The sequence below is a fragment of the Billgrantia campisalis genome, assembly GCF_022341425.1.
GTDB classification, from domain to species: domain Bacteria; phylum Pseudomonadota; class Gammaproteobacteria; order Pseudomonadales; family Halomonadaceae; genus Halomonas; species Halomonas campisalis.
In genome coordinates, this window is sequence record NZ_JABFUC010000001.1 from 294723 (window position 1) to 311411 (window position 16689).

Annotated in this window: 16 protein-coding genes and 1 tRNA gene; 8 read left to right on the forward strand and 9 right to left on the reverse strand. The window is 69.0% G+C overall.

What is annotated here, in order from left to right; translation table 11 throughout:
* Positions 1–216: 216 nt before the first annotated feature.
* Positions 217–780 (forward strand): hypothetical protein, encoded by a 564-nt coding sequence (locus tag HOP52_RS01270; RefSeq protein ID WP_238975163.1) that lies wholly within the window; start codon positions 217–219, stop codon positions 778–780.
* A gap of 80 nt (positions 781–860) precedes the next feature.
* Here HOP52_RS01270 and HOP52_RS01275 read toward each other — a convergent pair whose 3' ends face one another.
* Positions 861–1844, reverse strand: coding sequence for a serine/threonine protein kinase (locus HOP52_RS01275; protein WP_238975165.1), 984 nt, complete (start codon positions 1842–1844; stop codon positions 861–863).
* A 45-nt stretch (positions 1845–1889) separates the two neighbouring features.
* Entirely contained in the window at positions 1890–2573 is a 684-nt protein-coding gene (locus HOP52_RS01280; RefSeq protein ID WP_238975167.1) for a ComF family protein, read from the reverse strand.
* Between the two features lie 91 nt (positions 2574–2664).
* On the opposite strand from HOP52_RS01280, the gene bioB reads away from it, so the two are divergent.
* The 7 genes from bioB to bioA all read left to right on the forward strand — a co-directional run bounded on the left by bioB (position 2665) and on the right by bioA (position 8707).
* A complete protein-coding gene (bioB, locus tag HOP52_RS01285; protein WP_238975169.1) occupies positions 2665–3774 on the forward strand; it encodes a biotin synthase BioB in 1110 nt (369 codons plus the stop codon).
* An 8-nt stretch (positions 3775–3782) separates the two neighbouring features.
* Positions 3783–4946, forward strand: coding sequence for an 8-amino-7-oxononanoate synthase (gene bioF / locus HOP52_RS01290; protein WP_238975171.1), 1164 nt, complete (start codon positions 3783–3785; stop codon positions 4944–4946).
* The gene (locus HOP52_RS01295) at positions 4943–5677 is read left to right on the forward strand and encodes an alpha/beta fold hydrolase (RefSeq protein WP_238975173.1); all 735 of its coding nucleotides are present in this window, start codon (positions 4943–4945) and stop codon (positions 5675–5677) included. The genes bioF and HOP52_RS01295 overlap by 4 nt, the downstream gene beginning before the upstream one ends.
* Positions 5674–6465, forward strand: coding sequence for a methyltransferase domain-containing protein (locus tag HOP52_RS01300; RefSeq protein WP_238975176.1), 792 nt, complete (start codon positions 5674–5676; stop codon positions 6463–6465). The genes HOP52_RS01295 and HOP52_RS01300 overlap by 4 nt, the downstream gene beginning before the upstream one ends.
* A 1-nt stretch (position 6466) precedes the next feature.
* Positions 6467–7168 carry a dethiobiotin synthase gene (bioD, locus tag HOP52_RS01305; RefSeq protein ID WP_238975178.1) on the forward strand — a complete coding sequence of 234 codons (702 nt, stop codon included), beginning with the start codon at positions 6467–6469 and terminating at the stop codon, positions 7166–7168.
* A gap of 44 nt (positions 7169–7212) precedes the next feature.
* Positions 7213–7297: transfer RNA gene (locus HOP52_RS01310), tRNA-Leu, on the forward strand.
* Positions 7298–7441: 144 nt separating this feature from the next.
* Positions 7442–8707 (forward strand): adenosylmethionine--8-amino-7-oxononanoate transaminase, encoded by a 1266-nt coding sequence (bioA, locus tag HOP52_RS01315; protein WP_238975181.1) that lies wholly within the window; start codon positions 7442–7444, stop codon positions 8705–8707.
* A 77-nt stretch (positions 8708–8784) separates the two neighbouring features.
* Here bioA and lpxC read toward each other — a convergent pair whose 3' ends face one another.
* The 7 genes from lpxC to murG all read right to left on the reverse strand — a co-directional run bounded on the left by lpxC (position 8785) and on the right by murG (position 16673).
* The gene (gene lpxC / locus HOP52_RS01320) at positions 8785–9696 is read right to left on the reverse strand and encodes a UDP-3-O-acyl-N-acetylglucosamine deacetylase (RefSeq protein WP_238975183.1); all 912 of its coding nucleotides are present in this window, start codon (positions 9694–9696) and stop codon (positions 8785–8787) included.
* A 111-nt stretch (positions 9697–9807) separates the two neighbouring features.
* Positions 9808–10983 (reverse strand): cell division protein FtsZ, encoded by a 1176-nt coding sequence (gene ftsZ, locus HOP52_RS01325; RefSeq protein WP_238975185.1) that lies wholly within the window; start codon positions 10981–10983, stop codon positions 9808–9810.
* A 33-nt stretch (positions 10984–11016) separates the two neighbouring features.
* Positions 11017–12300: a cell division protein FtsA gene (gene ftsA, locus HOP52_RS01330; RefSeq protein WP_238975187.1), complete on the reverse strand. Its 1284-nt coding sequence runs from the start codon at positions 12298–12300 to the stop codon at positions 11017–11019.
* 195 nt (positions 12301–12495) lie between these two features.
* Positions 12496–13212, reverse strand: coding sequence for a cell division protein FtsQ/DivIB (locus tag HOP52_RS01335; protein WP_238975190.1), 717 nt, complete (start codon positions 13210–13212; stop codon positions 12496–12498).
* Positions 13209–14150: a D-alanine--D-alanine ligase gene (locus HOP52_RS01340; RefSeq protein ID WP_238975192.1), complete on the reverse strand. Its 942-nt coding sequence runs from the start codon at positions 14148–14150 to the stop codon at positions 13209–13211. The genes HOP52_RS01335 and HOP52_RS01340 overlap by 4 nt, the downstream gene beginning before the upstream one ends.
* Positions 14147–15559 carry a UDP-N-acetylmuramate--L-alanine ligase gene (gene murC / locus HOP52_RS01345; RefSeq protein ID WP_238975424.1) on the reverse strand — a complete coding sequence of 471 codons (1413 nt, stop codon included), beginning with the start codon at positions 15557–15559 and terminating at the stop codon, positions 14147–14149. Before murC ends, HOP52_RS01340 begins: the two co-directional genes overlap by 4 nt.
* 58 nt (positions 15560–15617) lie before the next feature.
* Positions 15618–16673 (reverse strand): undecaprenyldiphospho-muramoylpentapeptide beta-N-acetylglucosaminyltransferase, encoded by a 1056-nt coding sequence (gene murG, locus HOP52_RS01350; RefSeq protein ID WP_275298035.1) that lies wholly within the window; start codon positions 16671–16673, stop codon positions 15618–15620.
* Positions 16674–16689: the final 16 nt, after the last annotated feature.

Here is a 16689-nt window from a genome sequence, read left to right on the forward strand (position 1 = left end):
GTACAAAATATATACACGAACCAGCATTTGTACAACATAGAAATGCATGAAACGCCCATTCTAGCGCAAGCCGCGCCTCGCCGCCCATGCTCGTGCCCATGCTCGTGCGCATGCCCGGGCAAGGCGGGCAGCGCTGCCGACCTGGGGGAGCTGTGATAAAATGGCGGCCATCACTTCACTGCGCCGTAGCGCAGCCGTCTTCATCGAGAGCTCGACATGATCAAGAACCCTACCGCGATGCTGACTGCAGCCGGGCTGGCCCTGCTGATCCTTCCCACCGCAGCCACCGCCGCCACTCTGACGCTGCCCGCCGATGCCCGCGTTGCCGTTCAGGTGATCGACGACCTGCTCCTCGGCGACGACAGCGACCGTCGCGACGATATCCTGATGCGCCCGGTGAGCGATGACGCCGATGCCACGCACGAGCTGCCGGAGTATTGCGTGCTGGTCGGCAATGCGCGACTCGACGGCGAACGCCTGCGCATCACAGCCTCCTACCTGACCTGTATCGAAGCCGAGGGGGGCGACAGCGAGATCTTCAGCGGCGAGATCTCCGCCGCCGCCTATGAGGCCGATGGCAGCTATGGCGTGGATGCCTGCCAGGAAGGACGCTGCGAGCTCACCCCGGCACATGTCTTCCAGCTGCAGCTGGCCAGCGAGCTGGCCATCGAGGAGCAGGAAAACCCCGCCGAGCAGATCAATATCCAGCGCCGCCAGGCGGAGGGCACCGGTGTCGCCAACCCCCTACCCGCCGAGCGCCCGACTCCCAACGGCGACTGACGTCGCAAGCGGCCGCTCTGCCCCACGCCCCTGTGGCGTGGCAGCGGTAGCCCAACACCTGGCTGCCAAGCGGGGCAGGCTCAGGCCAGCCAGCGCGGCGCCCGTGTCAGCACCTGGCGCTGCTGCTCAAGCAGCCGGATATGCCCCTCCCAGTAGCCGGCATCCGCCAGCCACGGAAAGGCCGGGGGAAAGGCCGGATCCGACCAGCGCGCCACCAGCCAGGCGCTGTGGCGCATCAGCCGCAGGGTACGCAGGGGCTCCATCAGCGCCAGCTCCCGGCGATTGAAGTCACGATGCTGCTCATAGCCTTCGAGCACCTCGGAGAGCTGCATCTGCAGTTCATCGTCGCGCTCGGCGGTGAACAGCATCCACAGGTCCTGCACCGCCGGGGCCATCAGGCAATCGTCGAAGTCGACCAGCGCGAACCGCTCATCGCGCCCCAGGATATTGCCCAGGTGGCAGTCGCCCTGTACGCGGATTGCCTGCTCCGCCGCCCAAGCATGGGGCGCCAGGTCATCGTGCAGCGCTGCGGTGATCCGCTCGTAGGCCCGCCGCTGGTGGCGATCCAGCCAGGGGCTCGACAGCACCCGCTCCCGCGCCTCGGTCACCATGACGTCCAGGTCCATACTGCCGCGATGCACGAAGCGGGCGCACTCGCCCACCGCATGCACCGCCCCGATCAGCTCGCCCAGGGTGAAGAGGTGGGCCGGGTTCTCGAGCTCCGGCGCCTGCCCCGGCAGCTGGGGAAAGAGCGTGAACCGAAAGCCCTCGGCATGGTGCAGGCTGCGGCCGTCCTCGTCTCGCCAGGGCGCCGCGACCGCCACGCCGGCGGCCACCAGTTCCGCCAGGAAGTCGTGCTCCTCCTGGATCTGGGCATCGCTCCAGCGCTCGGGACGGTAGAACTTGACCACCCAGCGACGGCGCTCGTCATCGTGGACCAGATAGACGCGGTTCTCGTAGCTGTTGAGCGCGAAGGGCTCGCCCGGCAGCCACATACCCAGCGACTCCACGGCCGCCACGATCCGCGCCGGTTCGAGCCTGGCAAAGGGGTGGGTCGCCTGCATGCTCCCTCCGATGTTGAGGTGAATGTCGGCATGCTAACAGAGTTGTCACCCCGGCGTACGCGCCATGGCCCAGGCCTCGATGTCTTGGGCACCGGCCCGTCGGCAGGCCACGGCCAGCGCATTCAGGGTCGCCCCCGTGGTCATGACATCATCCACCAGCGCCACCCGGAGGGGCAGCGGGCGATCTACCACGAAACCGTCACGCAGATTGCGACTACGCTCACGGCGATCCAGGCCGCGCTGGGAGCGGGTGTCGCGCCGGCGTCGCGCACGGATCAGCACAATTCCCAGTCGCCGCGCCAGCCGGCACGCCAGCCAGTCGGCCTGATCGAAGCCGCGCGCACGCGCTCGCCGAGGGTGCAGCGGCACCGCCAGCAGCGCCTGCGGAGGCGCCTCGAGGGTCAGCCGTGCGGTGAACAGCGCTAGCAGCACGCTGCCGGCCCGCGGTGAGGCGTGAAACTTGAAGCGCCGCATCAGGGCCGCCACTTCGCCCTGATAGCGCAGCGGCGCCCGGGTGCGGTCGAATCCCGGCGGCTCGACGAGACAGCGACCGCAGCGGCGGCCGGCCAGCGCCCCCGGCGGTTGCGGTTCGGCGCAGCAGGGGCAGGCCGGCAGGTTCCAGGGCAGCGTCTCGAAGCAGGCCGAACACCAGGGCTGCCCCGCTACTCCCGGCGCCAGGCAGAAGGCGCAGCGGCCCGGCAGGGCCAGGCGCAGGGCATGGTCAACCACCCTCACCCCCAGGGTTGACAACACCCCACCAGGCCCTATGCTGTTCGTCAACCCAGTTACACGTCCCATGTTGACCTTAAGCGAGCCCGCCATGACCTCAGCCTCCCGTGCTTCCGCCGCACCTGATCTGACCCTAGCCGGCAATGCCGGCGTTCGCCATGACTGGTCCCTGGCCGAGATCGAGGCGTTGTTCGCGCTACCGTTCAACGATCTGCTGTTCCGCGCCCAGCAGGTGCACCGCAGCCACTTCGATGCCAACGCTGTGCAGGTCTCGACCCTGCTGTCGATCAAGACCGGCGCCTGCCCCGAGGACTGCAAGTACTGCCCTCAGTCCGGCCACTACAACACCGGGCTGGACAAGGAGAAGCTGCTGGAGATCGACAAGGTGGTCGAACAGGCCAAGGCCGCCAAGGAGGCCGGTGCCAGCCGCTTCTGCATGGGGGCCGCCTGGAAGAGCCCGCGGGAGCAGGACCTCGAGGTGGTGCTGGCGATGGTCGAGCGGGTCAAGGCGCTGGGTCTCGAGACCTGCATGACGCTGGGCATGGTCGATGCCGGCCAGGCCAGCCGCCTGGCCGAGGCTGGCCTGGACTACTACAACCACAACCTGGACACCTCCCCGGAATACTACGGCGAGATCATCACCACGCGCACCTACGCCGACCGCCTGGAGACCCTGGGCAACGTTCGCCAGGCGGGCATGAAGGTCTGCTCCGGCGGCATACTGGGCATGGGCGAGGCCCCCCGGGACCGCGCCGCCCTGCTGCAGCAGCTGGTCAAGCTCGATCCGCACCCGGAATCGGTGCCGATCAACATGCTGGTCAAGGTGCCCGGCACGCCGCTGGCCGACGTGGAGGATTTGGACCCTATCGAGTTCATCCGCGCCATCGCCGTGGCACGCATCCTGATGCCGAAAAGCCACGTGCGTCTCTCGGCCGGCCGCGAGCAGATGGAGGAGTCCACCCAGGCGCTGGCCTTTCTGGCCGGGGCCAACTCGATCTTCTACGGCGACCGCCTGCTGACCACGGGGAACCCCCAGGTGGAGCGCGACCGGGCGCTGTTCGCCAAGCTCGGCCTGCATCCCGAGCGTCGTGAGACCTGCGCGGACGATGACCATCAGCAGGCCAGCCTGGAGAGCGCCATGGCCCACCGGGCCGGCCAGGCCCAAGCCGCCGAACTGGCCTACGACGCCAGCGGGGCCTGAGGCGAACCATGGACGTCGATAACAGCCGCTGGCCGCTCCGCCTTGCCGAGCACGCCGCCGCCCGACGCGAGAGCGGGCTGTGGCGGGCGCGCCGACTCCATTCCCATGACGGACCGCTGAGCGACTTCGCCGGCAACGACTACCTCGGCCTGGCCCGGGACCCGCGCCTGGCCGAGGCTCAGGCCGAAGGCGCCCGCCGCCACGGGGCCGGCGCCGGGGCCTCCCATCTGGTCAGCGGCCATCTCGCCGTCCACGAGGCCCTGGAGAGGCGCCTGGCCGAGCTCACCGGCCGGCCGGCGGCGCTGCTCTTCTCCACCGGCTACATGGCCAACCTGGGCACCTTGCAGGCGCTCTGCGACGGCCATACCCAGGTGTTCCAGGACCGACTCAATCACGCCTCGCTGCTCGACGGCGCGGCCTTGGCCGGCGCCCGCTCGCGGCGCTTCCACCACGGCGACCTCAGCGACCTGAGCCGGCTGCTGGAGCGTGCCCCACGGGATGCCCTCCGGCTGGTGGTCAGCGACGGTGTCTTCAGCATGGACGGCGACGTGGCCGACATTGCGGGGCTCAGCGCGGTTTGCGCCGACCACCGCGCCTGGCTGATGATCGACGATGCCCATGGGCTCGGCGTGCTCGGCGAGCACGGCGACGGCTGCGTCGGCCGCGCCCACGGCATCGACGAAGTTCCGGTACTGGTCGGCACCCTGGGCAAGGCGCTGGGCACGGCCGGCGCCTTCGTCGCCGGCAGCCGCGAGCTGATCGACCACCTGATCCAGTTCGCCCGCCCCTATGTCTATACCACCGCCCAGCCCCCGGCGGTGGCGGCTGCCACGCTACGAGCCCTGGACATCCTCGCCGCCGAACCCGAACGGCGACACCGGCTGCATGACCATGTGGCGCGTTTTCGGGTCGAGGCCGCCCGCCTGGGCCTGCCGCTGGCGCCCTCGACCACGCCCATCCAGCCGCTGGTGCTGGGCGACAGCGCACGCGTCATGCGCTGGGCGGCTGCGCTACACGAGGCCGGCCTGCTGGTCGGTGCCATTCGCGAGCCCACGGTACCGCGCGGTCAGGCCCGCCTACGCCTCACCCTCTCCGCCGCCCACTCGGACGCCGAGCTCGACCGACTGCTGGCGGCGCTGGCACGGCGTCAGGACGCGGAGAACGCCGCATGACGCCGCTGGTGCTGCTGTCGGGCTGGGGCATCGATGCGCGCATCTGGCAACCCCTGGCGCCCTACTGGCCGCCAGAGCTGGCGGTCAGCGCCCCCGATTGGCCAGGCTACGGCAGCGCCGCAGAATCCCTCGACGCCTCCGATGACCCAGAACGGCTGGCCGCGCGCATGGCGACATCGTTGCCCGCGGAGGCCGTCTGGGTCGGCTGGTCGCTAGGCGCCCTGCTGGCCACCCGCCTGCTCGCGCAGCTGCCGACGCCGCGGGGGGTGGTGCTGCTGGGCATGGGGGGTCGCTTCTGTAGCGAAGGCGGCGTCACCGCCACCGAGCTGCGCGCCTTTCGCAACGCCTTCCGCCGCTCGCCCACCGCCACCTGGCAGCACTTCCTGCGCTGGCAGCTGCAGGGGGAGCCCGCTCCGCGACCCGCTCTGCGCCGTCTGCAGGAACTGATCGGTCGCCGGCCAAGCGCAACCCCGGCGACGCTCGAGCGCGACCTGGCCCAGCTGGCCGCCCTGGACAACCGTGCCATTCTGGCCTCGCCCCCCTGCCCGGTACACCGCCTGGCCGGCAGCCACGACCCGCTACTCGGCGACAGCGACCGCCGGGCACTCGATCATGCCTTCGAAGCTGCCGGCCACTGCCCGATGCTGTCGTGTCCCGCCGAGCTGGCCACCCGGCTGACCGAGATCGCCCGGGTGGCCAGCCGGTCCGCAACCCCGGAGAGTCAGCCATGAGTGCCTCAAGCGCTTCCCCCCTGACGACACCGCTCCCCGACTGGCAGCGTCGGGTGGCGCGGGCCTTTTCCCGCGCCGCACCGCACTACGCGCGACTGGCCAAGGCCCAGTTGGCGATGGGCGAGACGCTGTGGACTCGGCTGCCGCTCCACGCCGAGCGCCTGGTCGATCTGGGGTGCGGGCCCGGTCACTGGAGCGCGAAGCTGGCCGGGCACTACGGCCCCGGCTGCCGGGTGGTCGGTCTGGACCTGGCACCGGGCATGCTCCAGACCGCCCGTGCCACCCACGGCGACAGGGCTAGCTGGCTGTGTGGCGACGCCGCCGCGCTGCCGCTGCCCGACGCCGAGCAGGACCTGGTGTTCTCCAACCTCGCCATTCAGTGGTGCCCCGACCTGGACAGCGTCCTCGCCGAGCTCTATCGGGTGCTGCGCCCCGGCGGTCGCGCCCTGATCAACAGCCTGGGCCCCGGCACCCTGGCCGAAGTGGGCCAGGCCTGGGCCAGCCCGGAGGCGCTGCTCGACTTTCGCTCCCGCGAGCGCCATCTGGCGGCGGCACGGCTGGCGGGTTTCACCCAGGTCGAGGTCGAGGCGCGACTCGAGCGCTTCCACTATCCGGACCTCGCCGCCGTGATGGCCTCCATCAAGGGCGTCGGGGCCCAGACCGCCCGCCCCGGCGCCCGGCTCTCCCGCGCCGACCTGGCGCGGGCCGTGCGCCGCTACGAGCGGCAGCGCAGCGCCGAGGGTCTGCCGGTCACCTACCACCTGCTGACGCTGGAGCTTACCCGCTGAGATGCCTGCCTATTTCGTCACCGGCACCGACACCGATGCCGGCAAGACCCTGGTCACCGCCGGCCTGCTGGCGTGCGCCCGGCGCACCGGCCTGACCACCCTCGGCCTCAAGCCCGTTGCCTCGGGCAGCGAGGCGACACCCGCGGGGCTGCGCAACGCCGACGCCTTGGCCCTGCAGGCCCAGAGCCACCCCGAGGCGGCCTACGAGCTGGTCAACCCCCATGCCTTTGCCCCCGCCATCGCGCCCCACCTGGCCGCCCGGCGAGCGGGGAGCCGCCTCGGGCTCGATGCCCTGGCCGACCGTGTGCAAGCGGGGCTGGCACTGGAGCGAGATCTGACGCTGATCGAGGGGGCCGGTGGCTGGCGGGTACCGCTCAACGACCACGAGGACCTGGCCGGCCTGGCCGTGCGCCTCGAGCTGCCGGTCATCCTGGTGGTGGGCCTCAAGCTTGGCTGTCTCAACCATGCCCGCCTCAGCGCCGAGGCGATCACCGCCGACGGCCTGCGCCTGGGGGGCTGGGTGGGCAACCTGCTCGACCCCGGCTTCGCGGCGGACCCGGACCTATACCGGGACAACCTGACCACCCTGGCACGCCGGCTGCCCGGCCCCTGCCTGGGGGTGATCCCCCGCCTCACGCCAGCGACTCCCGAGACGCTGGCCGAGACCGCCGCCGATCATCTGGTGCTCCCCGATGCCGATTGACTTGCGAAGCGGCGTCCGTACAATGTGGACGCCTGCCCGTTCGTGCGGATGTGGTGGAATTGGTAGACACGCCAGATTTAGGTTCTGGTGCCTTCGGGCGTGGGAGTTCAAGTCTCCCCATCCGCACCATCTCGTTGTCGCTTCGCTGACCGCTTTTGCTGCCTTCGCGCGCCCGTGCGTTTCTACGCCGAGTCGCGGCGCCTTGCCGTGCCCGCTGCGTCTCTGGCAGCGCCAGCCCCACCACCCCACCCATCGTTACCCAACGGAGGCCCCATGACGTCCCCCGTCTGGCACCCCTATGCCCATCTCAAGACCCAGTCGCCGGCACCCAAGGTGGTCGGTGGTGAAGGGCCACGCTTCACCCTGGAGAGCGGCGAGTCGCTGCTCGACGCCACCTGCTCCTGGTGGTGCATGATCCACGGCTACCGACATCCGCGACTGGTCAAAGCGATCCAGCGGCAGGCCGATGAGCTCTGTCATGTGATGCTCGGCGGCCTGACCCACGAGCCCGCCGACCGCCTGGCCCGAGAGCTGGTTCGCGTCACGCCGGAGGGCCTCGATCATGTCTTCTACTCCGACAGCGGCTCGGTGGGCATGGAGGTGGCGATGAAGATGGCGGTGCAGTACCACCAGCTGCGCGGCAGGCCCGCCAAGCATCGCCTGCTGTCGCTGATGAAGGCCTATCACGGCGACACCGCCGGCTGTATGGCCGTCTGCGACCCCGAAGAGGGCATGCACTCGCTGTTCTCCGGCTATCTGCCCCGCCACCACTTCGCCCCGGCACCCACCGCCCCCTTCGATGCGCCGCCCGAGGCGGTGGAGCAAGACCTGGCCGCCCTGCGCGCGGTGCTGGAGCGCCACCATGAGGAGATCGCCGCGCTCTTGATGGAGCCGCTGCTGCAGGCCGCCGGCGGGCTCAACATGACCTCGCCCCACTATCTACAGGGAGCGCGAGCGCTGTGCGACGAGTTCGACGTGCTGCTGGTCTTCGACGAGGTAGCCACCGGCTTCGGCCGCACCGGCAAACTCTTCGCCGCCGACCACGCCGCGGTGACGCCGGATATCATGGTGCTCTCCAAGGGCCTCACCGGCGGCTACCTGGGCCATGCGGCGACGCTCGCCACCGACCGGGTGCACGACGCCTTCATCGGCGACACTCCCGAGCACGCCTTTATGCACGGCCCCACCTTCATGGGCAACCCGCTGGCCTGCCGGGTCGCGATGGAGAGCCTGGCGGTGTTCGAGGAAGAGGACTACCTGGGCAAGATCGCCCGGCTCAACGGGGTGCTCCGCGAGGAACTGCTCGACGACCCGGACCTGACCGCCCACCCCGCGGTAACGGACGTGCGCGTGCTGGGCGCCACCGCGGTGATCGAGACCCGCAGCGCCGACATCCTCACCGGCGTAGGCGCCTGGGCCCGCGAACAGGGCGTCTGGCTGCGCCCCATCGACCGCTGGCTCTACACCATGCCGGCCTACATCACCGACGACGCGGACATGCGCCGGATCACCGAGGTGATGAAAGGCTGGTTTCGATAAACCTTCGTTCGGCTTGCAGATGAAAATGCCGCCCTCCTGGGAGGGCGGCAAGCAATCAAGCGGGGTGCGCGGTATGCCTAGGCCATGGCGGGGGCGGCGTAGGAGATGGGCGCCACCTGCCGTTCATCCTCGAAGGTGACGATCTCGTAGGCATCCGGTTGAGCGAGCAGCTCACGGCACAGCCGATTGTTCAGCGCATGGCCGGACTTCACCCCACGGAACTCGCCGATCAGGCTGTATCCCAGCTGATAGAGGTCACCGATGGCGTCCAGGACCTTGTGCTTGACGAACTCGTCGTCATAGCGCAGACCACCCTCGTTGACGATACGGTAGTCGTCGATCACGATGGCGTTGTCCAGGCTGCCGCCCAGCGCCAGGTTGTTGGCACGCAGGTGCTCGAGGTCGCGCATGAAACCGAAGGTGCGGGCCCGGGAGACCTCCTTGACGAAGGAGGTGGTGGAGAAATCGACCACCGCGGTCTGCTTCTGTCCCTCAAACACCGGATGGTCGAACTCGATGGAGAACGAGACCTTGAAGCCCTGATGGGGCAGGAAGCGCGCCTCCTTGTCCTCTTCAGCGACCGCCACTTCCCGCTTGATGCGAATAAACTTCTTGGGCGCTTCCTGCTCGGCGATGCCCGCCGACTGGATCAGGAACACGAAGGGCCCGGCGCTGCCGTCCATGATCGGCACCTCGGGCGCGCTGACATCCACGTAGGCGTTGTCGATACCCAGGCCCGCCAGCGCCGACATCAGGTGTTCCACGGTGGCTACCTTGACGCCGTTCAGGGAGAGCGCGGTACACAGGGTGGTGTCGGTGACCAGGGCGGCGCTCGCCGGCACCTGCACCTCGGGGTCAAGGTCGGTACGTACGAAGACGATGCCGGTGTCCACCGGCGCCGGACGCAGCGCCAGATAGACCTTCTTGCCGGAGTGAAGACCGACGCCAGTGGCGCGAATGGTATTCTGCAGAGTGCGTTGTCTGATCATGGGAAGTGGCCAGGCGGTTGTAAGTTATCAAACACCGTTCACTATAACACCGAACGCGCGTTTCAACAAAAAAACATCTCCTGGCCTTGCCTATTCACCGAATAGCCACACTCAATCGGCCTGACGTCGCAGGAAGGCCGGGATGTCGAGATAGTCGTCCATCTCCTGTGGCGAACGACGCTTCTCCGGCTGCGGTTTGGCCGCCTCCTGGGGCTCGGCCTTGGCCGCTGCCGACTGCTGGCGCACCGCGGCCGGCTGCTGCATCCGACTGCGATACTCGCCGCCTTCAGTGCGCTTGGCCGTCTCCCGGCCGGCGCACTTCTGCGCCTGCCCTTCCAGGCCGGCGGCGACCACGGTGACGCGCAGCTCGTCAGACATCTCCATGTCGATCGACGTACCCACCACGATGGTGGCGTCCTGGGAGGCGAATTCCTGAACGGTGGCCCCCACGTCGTTGAACTCGCCGATGGAGAGGTCGGGGCCGGCGGTGATGTTCACCAGGATACCGCGAGCGCCGTGGAGGTCGATATCCTCGAGCAGCGGGCTGCGGATCGCCTTTTCGGCGGCCTCACGGGCACGGTTCTCGCCGGTAGCGCCGCCGGTGCCCATCATCGCCATGCCCATTTCGGACATCACGGTGCGCACATCGGCGAAGTCGACGTTGATGATCCCGGGGCTGGTGATCAGTTCGGCAATGCCCTGAACGGCACCCAGCAGCACATCATTGGCGGCGCTGAAGGCGGTGAGCAGGCTCGCATTCTTGCCCAGCACCGAGAGCAGCTTCTCGTTGGGAATGGTGATCAGGGAGTCGACGTGCTCGGAGAGCTCCTTCATGCCCTCTTCGGCGACCCGCATGCGCTTGGGCCCCTCGAACGGGAAAGGCCGCGTGACCACCGCCACGGTGAGGATGCCCAGCTCCTTGGCCACCTGCGCCACCACCGGCGCACCGCCGGTGCCGGTGCCACCCCCCATGCCGGCAGTGATGAACACCATGTCGGCGCCGCTGATCAGCTCGGCGATGCGGTCGCGATCCTCCATGGCCGCCTGGCGCCCCACCTCGGGGCTGGCCCCGGCGCCAAGTCCTTTGGTGATCTCGTTGCCGAGCTGGAGCACGGTCTTGGCCGACACCCGCTTGAGCGCCTGGGCATCGGTATTGGCGCAGATGAACTCCACGCCCTCGATGTTGCTTTCCACCATGTGGTTGACGGCATTGCCGCCGCCGCCGCCCACGCCGACGACCTTGATGACCGCACTGCTCGAGGGTGCGCTATCTACCAGTTCGAACATAAGCCCCGTCTCCTGGACCGCGCCGCGGCCCTGTCAGAAATTTCCTTTGAACCAGCCCTTGATTTTTGCCAACGCCGGAATCGCCTCCTGGATTCCGCGCTGGGAGACGTCGTTACGCCTGGGTTGCGCCGTCACCACTCTGCCCTCTCGACCATGCCCCTGACGGGCCTCCTGCAGGGCGTAATGTAGCAAACCGACGCCGGTGGAATAAATCGGATTGCGCACCACGTCGGCGAGCCCCCGAACGTTGTGGGGGCAGGCGATGCGTACCGGCATATGGAAGATCTCCTCTGCCAGCTCCACCACACCCTCCATGCGCGAGGTACCGCCGGTCAATACCACTCCCGCCGCCACCAGATCCTCGTAGCCGCTACGCCGCAGTTCGTCCCGCACCAGGGTAAACAGCTCCTCGTAGCGGGGCTCGACCACCTCGGCCAGCGACTGGCGCGACAGGTCGCGTGACGGCCGGTCACCGACGCTGGGCACCTTGATCATCTCGTCGCTGGCGGCCAGCTGGGTCAGCGCGCAGGCATACTTGACCTTGATCTCCTCGGCGTGCTGGGTCGGAGTGCGCAGCGCCATGGCGATGTCGTTGGTGACCTGGTCGCCGGCGATGGGAATCACCGCCGTGTGGCGAATGGCCCCTTCGGTGAACACGGCGATATCGGTGGTGCCGCCGCCGATATCCACCATGCACACGCCCAGTTCGCGCTCGTCCTCGGTGAGCACCGCCATGCTGGAGGCCAGCTGCTCGAGGATGATGGCGTCGACCTCAAGACCGCAGCGGCGCACGCACTTGTCGATGTTCTGCACCGCATTGAGCGCGGCCGTGACCAGATGCACGCGCGCCTCGAGACGCACGCCGGACATGCCCAGCGGCTCGCGAATGCCGCCCTGGGTATCGATGGAGTACTCCTGAGGCAGCACATGCAGCACCCGCTGACCCTCGGAGATGGCCCGGGCACGCGCCGAGTCGATGACCCGGTCGATGTCGGAGGGGGTGACCTCGCGCTCCTTGATGGCCACCACGCCGTCGGAGTTCATCGAGCTGATATGACTGCCGGCGACACCCACGTAAACGGAGTGGATGTCACAGCCGGCCATCAGCTCGGCCTCTTCCACGGCACGCTGAATGGACTGAACCGTGGACTCGATATTGATGACGACACCCTTTTTCATGCCGCGCGAAGGGTGTGAGCCGATGCCGGCAATCTCGATGCCGCCGTCATCGGTCGGCTGGCCGACGATCGCCACCACCTTGGATGTTCCGATATCCAGCCCGACTACCATGCCGGATGCGTTGGAAGTGACTGCCATGAGCCGGGGTATCTCCTAAAACTTGACCCGCTGGAAAGTCCATTAAGCATGCAAATGGCCGTAGCGACCATTATAGGAACAACTAGCGTTGGACCACCAGTCCAATGGGAAAAACAGAGTTCACGATACGGGGAAATGTCCCTAAAAGGAACACCGCGAGCCCGCTTGCTGCCTGGACAGGCGCCAGAAATCACCTTATTCACTATTCTCTGCCTCGACCTCGGTTTCACCGTGCCAGGCCACGGCGACGCCATTGGGATAACGCAAATCGATGTAGCGAATATGCGACGCGCGGGACCCCAGCTCGCGCTCCCAGGCGGCTGCCAGCCTCGCCAGGCGCGCCTGGCGATCGTTGCGACCCAGCATCACCCAGACCCCGTCGTCGAGCTGGAAGCGCCAGGCCCCGCGCGGCTCCAGCCTTAGCTGGGTGATCTCAAGCCCCAGGGCCGCGAAGTGCGGCACCAGGCGATCATGGTAGGCCAGCACTTCAGCCCCGCTGTCGGCCGGGCCGGCCAGATCCGGCAGGTCGCCGGGCGGCGACACCGGGGCGAAGGCGAAGGGCTCCCCGTCGGGATTGAGCAGGTAATCATCGTTCCAGCGCGCCACCGGGACCTGCTCCACCAGCTCGAAGCTCAGCGCATAGGGCCATTCCCGGGCGAGGCGCACCTCCGCCAGCCAGCCGATCTCGCGCGCCCGACGACGCAGCGCCGGGAGATCCGCCGACAGCCAGGTCTCGTCGCGCACCAGCGGGGCCAGCTGCTCGCGCAGGTAGTCGGCGGTCACATGGCTCAGCTCACCGCTGATCGAGACCCGCTCGATGGGGCGGTCCAGCCACAACCACAGCGCCCGGCCGCCGGCCAGCAGCAGGATCCCCAGCAGCAGCACCCCCAGCAGCGAACCGCGGCCGGTCATGCCCGGCTCGACTGCCGTGCCGACTCCAGCCCGGCCGAGGCGAGAATGCGCAGCACCAGGGTGTCGAAATCGATCCCGGCGTGGGCCGCGGCCTGGGGAACGAGGCTATGGTCGGTCATGCCCGGCACGGTATTGACCTCGATCAACCAGAAGCGGCCGTCGCCGTCGCGCATCACGTCCACGCGCCCCCAGCCCTCGCCGCCCACGGCCTCGAAGGCCCGCCGGCACAGCTCGCCAAGCGCCGCCTCGTCGGCCTCGGACAGCCCGCAGGGCAGATGATAGAGGGTGTCGTTGGCGACATACTTGGCCTGGTAGTCGTAGAAACCGCCCGGCACCTCGACGCGAATCGCCGGCAGCACCGCGTCGCCGAGCAGCGACACCGTATACTCCTCGCCCTGGATATAGCGCTCGGCCATGACCCGCGCATCGAAGCGCGCCGCCTCACGGTAGGCCGCCTCCAACGAGGCGCGGCTGTCGACGATACTGATGCCCAGGGTCGAGCCTTCATGCACCGGTTTGACGATCAGCGGCAGCCCCAGCCGCGCCACCACCGCATCCCAGTCGGCAGCGGCGTCGAGCATCAGCGATTCGGGGGTGGGCAGCCCCACCGCCTGCCAGATCTGCTTGGTGCGCTGTTTGTCCATGCCCAGCGCCGAGGCCAGCACGCCGCTGCCGGTGTAGGGGATGCCCAGAAGTTCGAGGGCGCCCTGCAGGGTGCCGTCCTCGCCGCCGCGCCCGTGCAGCGCCACGAAGACCCGGTCGGGGGCGAGGGCCTCGAGGCCAGTCAACCCGGCCGTGGCGGGATCGTAGCCCGAGGCATCGACCCCACCACGGCGCAGCGCGGCGAGCACCGCCGCGCCGCTCTTCAGCGACACTTCGCGCTCGGCGGAGTGCCCCCCGTAGAGCACCACCACCCGTCCCTGTGCCGAAACCGTCATAGCCTCACCTCGTCGAGCTTCAGTTGACTGGAGGCCAGGCCGAGGGCGATACCACCCACGTCGCCGGCCCCCTGGGTGATCAGAATATCGTCGGGGCGCAGCACCCGTGCCAGCAGGCCGGGCAGCTCCGACTTGTGCTGCACGAAGATGGGGTCGAGCTCGCCGCGCTGGCGGATCGAGCCGGCCAGGGTGCGCCCGTCCGCCCCGGGGATCGGCGCCTCGCCGGCGCTGTAGACGTCCAGCAGCAGCAGAGTGTCCACCTCGGCGAGCACTCGCACGAAGTCCTCGTAGAGATCGCGGGTACGCGAATAGCGATGGGGCTGATAGACCATCACCAGTCGCCGCTCGGGCCAGCCGGCGCGCACCGCCTTGATCACCATCTCCACCTCGCGCGGATGGTGGCCATAGTCGTCCACCAGCATCACCTCGCCATCGCCGCTGGGCGACGGGAAGTGGCCGTGGACCTGAAAGCGGCGCCCCACACCGGCGAACCCCGCCAGGCCACGCAGGATGGCGGCATCGTCGACCCCGGCATCGGTGGCGACGACGATGGCGGCGAGGGCATTGAGGGCGTTGTGGCGCCCCGGCATCGCCAGGCGCACCGCCAGCGGCGCGAGCCCGTCGGGCCGCTGCGCGGTGAAGCGCACCTCGCCGGCCTCCTGGACGAAGTCGCTGATCCGGTAGTCGGCATCCTCGCTGAAGCCGTAGGTGACGAACTGGCGGTGTACCCGTTCCAGCAGGCCGCGGACATGGTCGTCATCGATGCACAGGATCGCCAGACCGTAGAACGGCAGGTTGTGCAGGAACTCGATGAAGGTGCCCTTGAGCCGCTCGAAATCGCCGCCGTAGGTGCTCATGTGGTCGGCATCGATATTGGTGACGATCGAGACCATCGGCTGCAGGTGCAGGAAGGAAGCGTCGGACTCGTCGGCCTCGGCCACCAGGTAGTCGCCCTCCCCCAGCCGCGCATTGGTGCCGGCGCTGGTGAGTCGGCCGCCGATCACGAAGGTCGGGTCCAGCCCGCCCTCGCCAAGCAGGGTGGCGGTCAGGCTGGTGGTGGTGGTCTTGCCGTGGGTGCCGGCCACGGCGATGCCGTGGCGAAAGCGCATCAGCTCGGCGAGCATCTCGGCGCGGCGCACCACCGGCACGCGATGCTCGTGGGCCCAGCGAATCTCCGGGTTGCCCTCGTCCACGGCGGTGGAGACCACCACCACGTCGGCGTCGACCACGTTCTCGGCAGCGTGGCCGATGGCCACCCGGATGCCCTTCTCGCGCAGCCGAGCCACCACCGGCGAGGCCTTGAGGTCGCTGCCGCTGACCTCGTAGCCCTGGTTGGCCAGCACCTCGGCGATGCCGCACATCCCGGCCCCGCCGATACCCACGAAGTGAATGCGCCGGATACGGCGCATGCCCAGGCCACGCCCATGCCGGGGTGGCGTTGCCTGACCGGGGACCGGTCCCAGAGTGCTATCGCTCACGCGCTGTCTCCATGCAGCCGGCCACCAGGCGCTCGACGGCGTCGAGGTGCGCACACCCGCGGGCGTGCGCCGCCATGGCGGCGAGAGTGTCGGGGTTGAGCAGCGCCGTCAGGCGCTCGGCCAGCCGCGCTGCGGTCATGTCGTGCTGCGGCAGCAGATCCGCCGCCCCCGCCGCCACCAGGGCGCGGGCGTTGGCGGTCTGGTGGTCGTCCACCGCATGGGGGAAGGGCACGAACAGAGCCGGCTTGGCCGCCGCGGCCAGCTCGGCTACGGTCAGGGCGCCGGCCCGGCACACCACCAGGTCGGCCCAGCCATAGGCCGCCGCCATATCATCGATGAAAGCGCTCACCTCGGCGTCGACGCCGTGCTGGCGGTAGCCCTCCCGGGTGGCGGCATCCTTGTCGCGGCCGGCCTGGTGGCGTACCTCGGGGCGGCTCTCCGGCGGCAGCGCCGCCAATGCCTCGGGCAGCCGTTGATTGAGCGCCAGGGCGCCCAGCGAGCCGCCCACCACCAGCAGGCGCAGGCGACGTCCGCGCATGGCATCGACCTCCCGGGGCGACTCGCCCAGGGCGGCGATCGCCTCGCGCACCGGATTGCCCACCACCTCGCCGCGCCCGGCAAAGGCCTGGGGAAAGGCGGCATAGACGCGCCGCGCCAGCCGAGCCAGCACCCGGTTGGTCAGCCCGGCCACGGCGTTCTGCTCGTGGATCAGCAGCGGCCGGCGCAACAGCCAGGCGGCAAGCCCGCCGGGGCCGCTGGCGAAGCCGCCCATCCCCACCACCAGTGCCGGGTCGAGGCGGCGAATGATCGCCCTCGCCTGCCACACCGCCCGGGTCAAGTTGAAGGGGGCCGACAGCCAGCCCGCCAGGCCGTTGCCGCGCAGCCCGCTCACGGCGATACGGTGCAGCGGAATATCGGCCTCGGGCACCAGGCGGTTCTCGATGCCCCGCGGGCTGCCCAGCCAGTGTACCTCGACGCCCTGCTCCTGGAGCCCCCGGGCCAGGGAGAGGGCCGGGATCACGTGCCCCCCGGTGCCGCCGGCCATGATCAGGGCGCGTCGG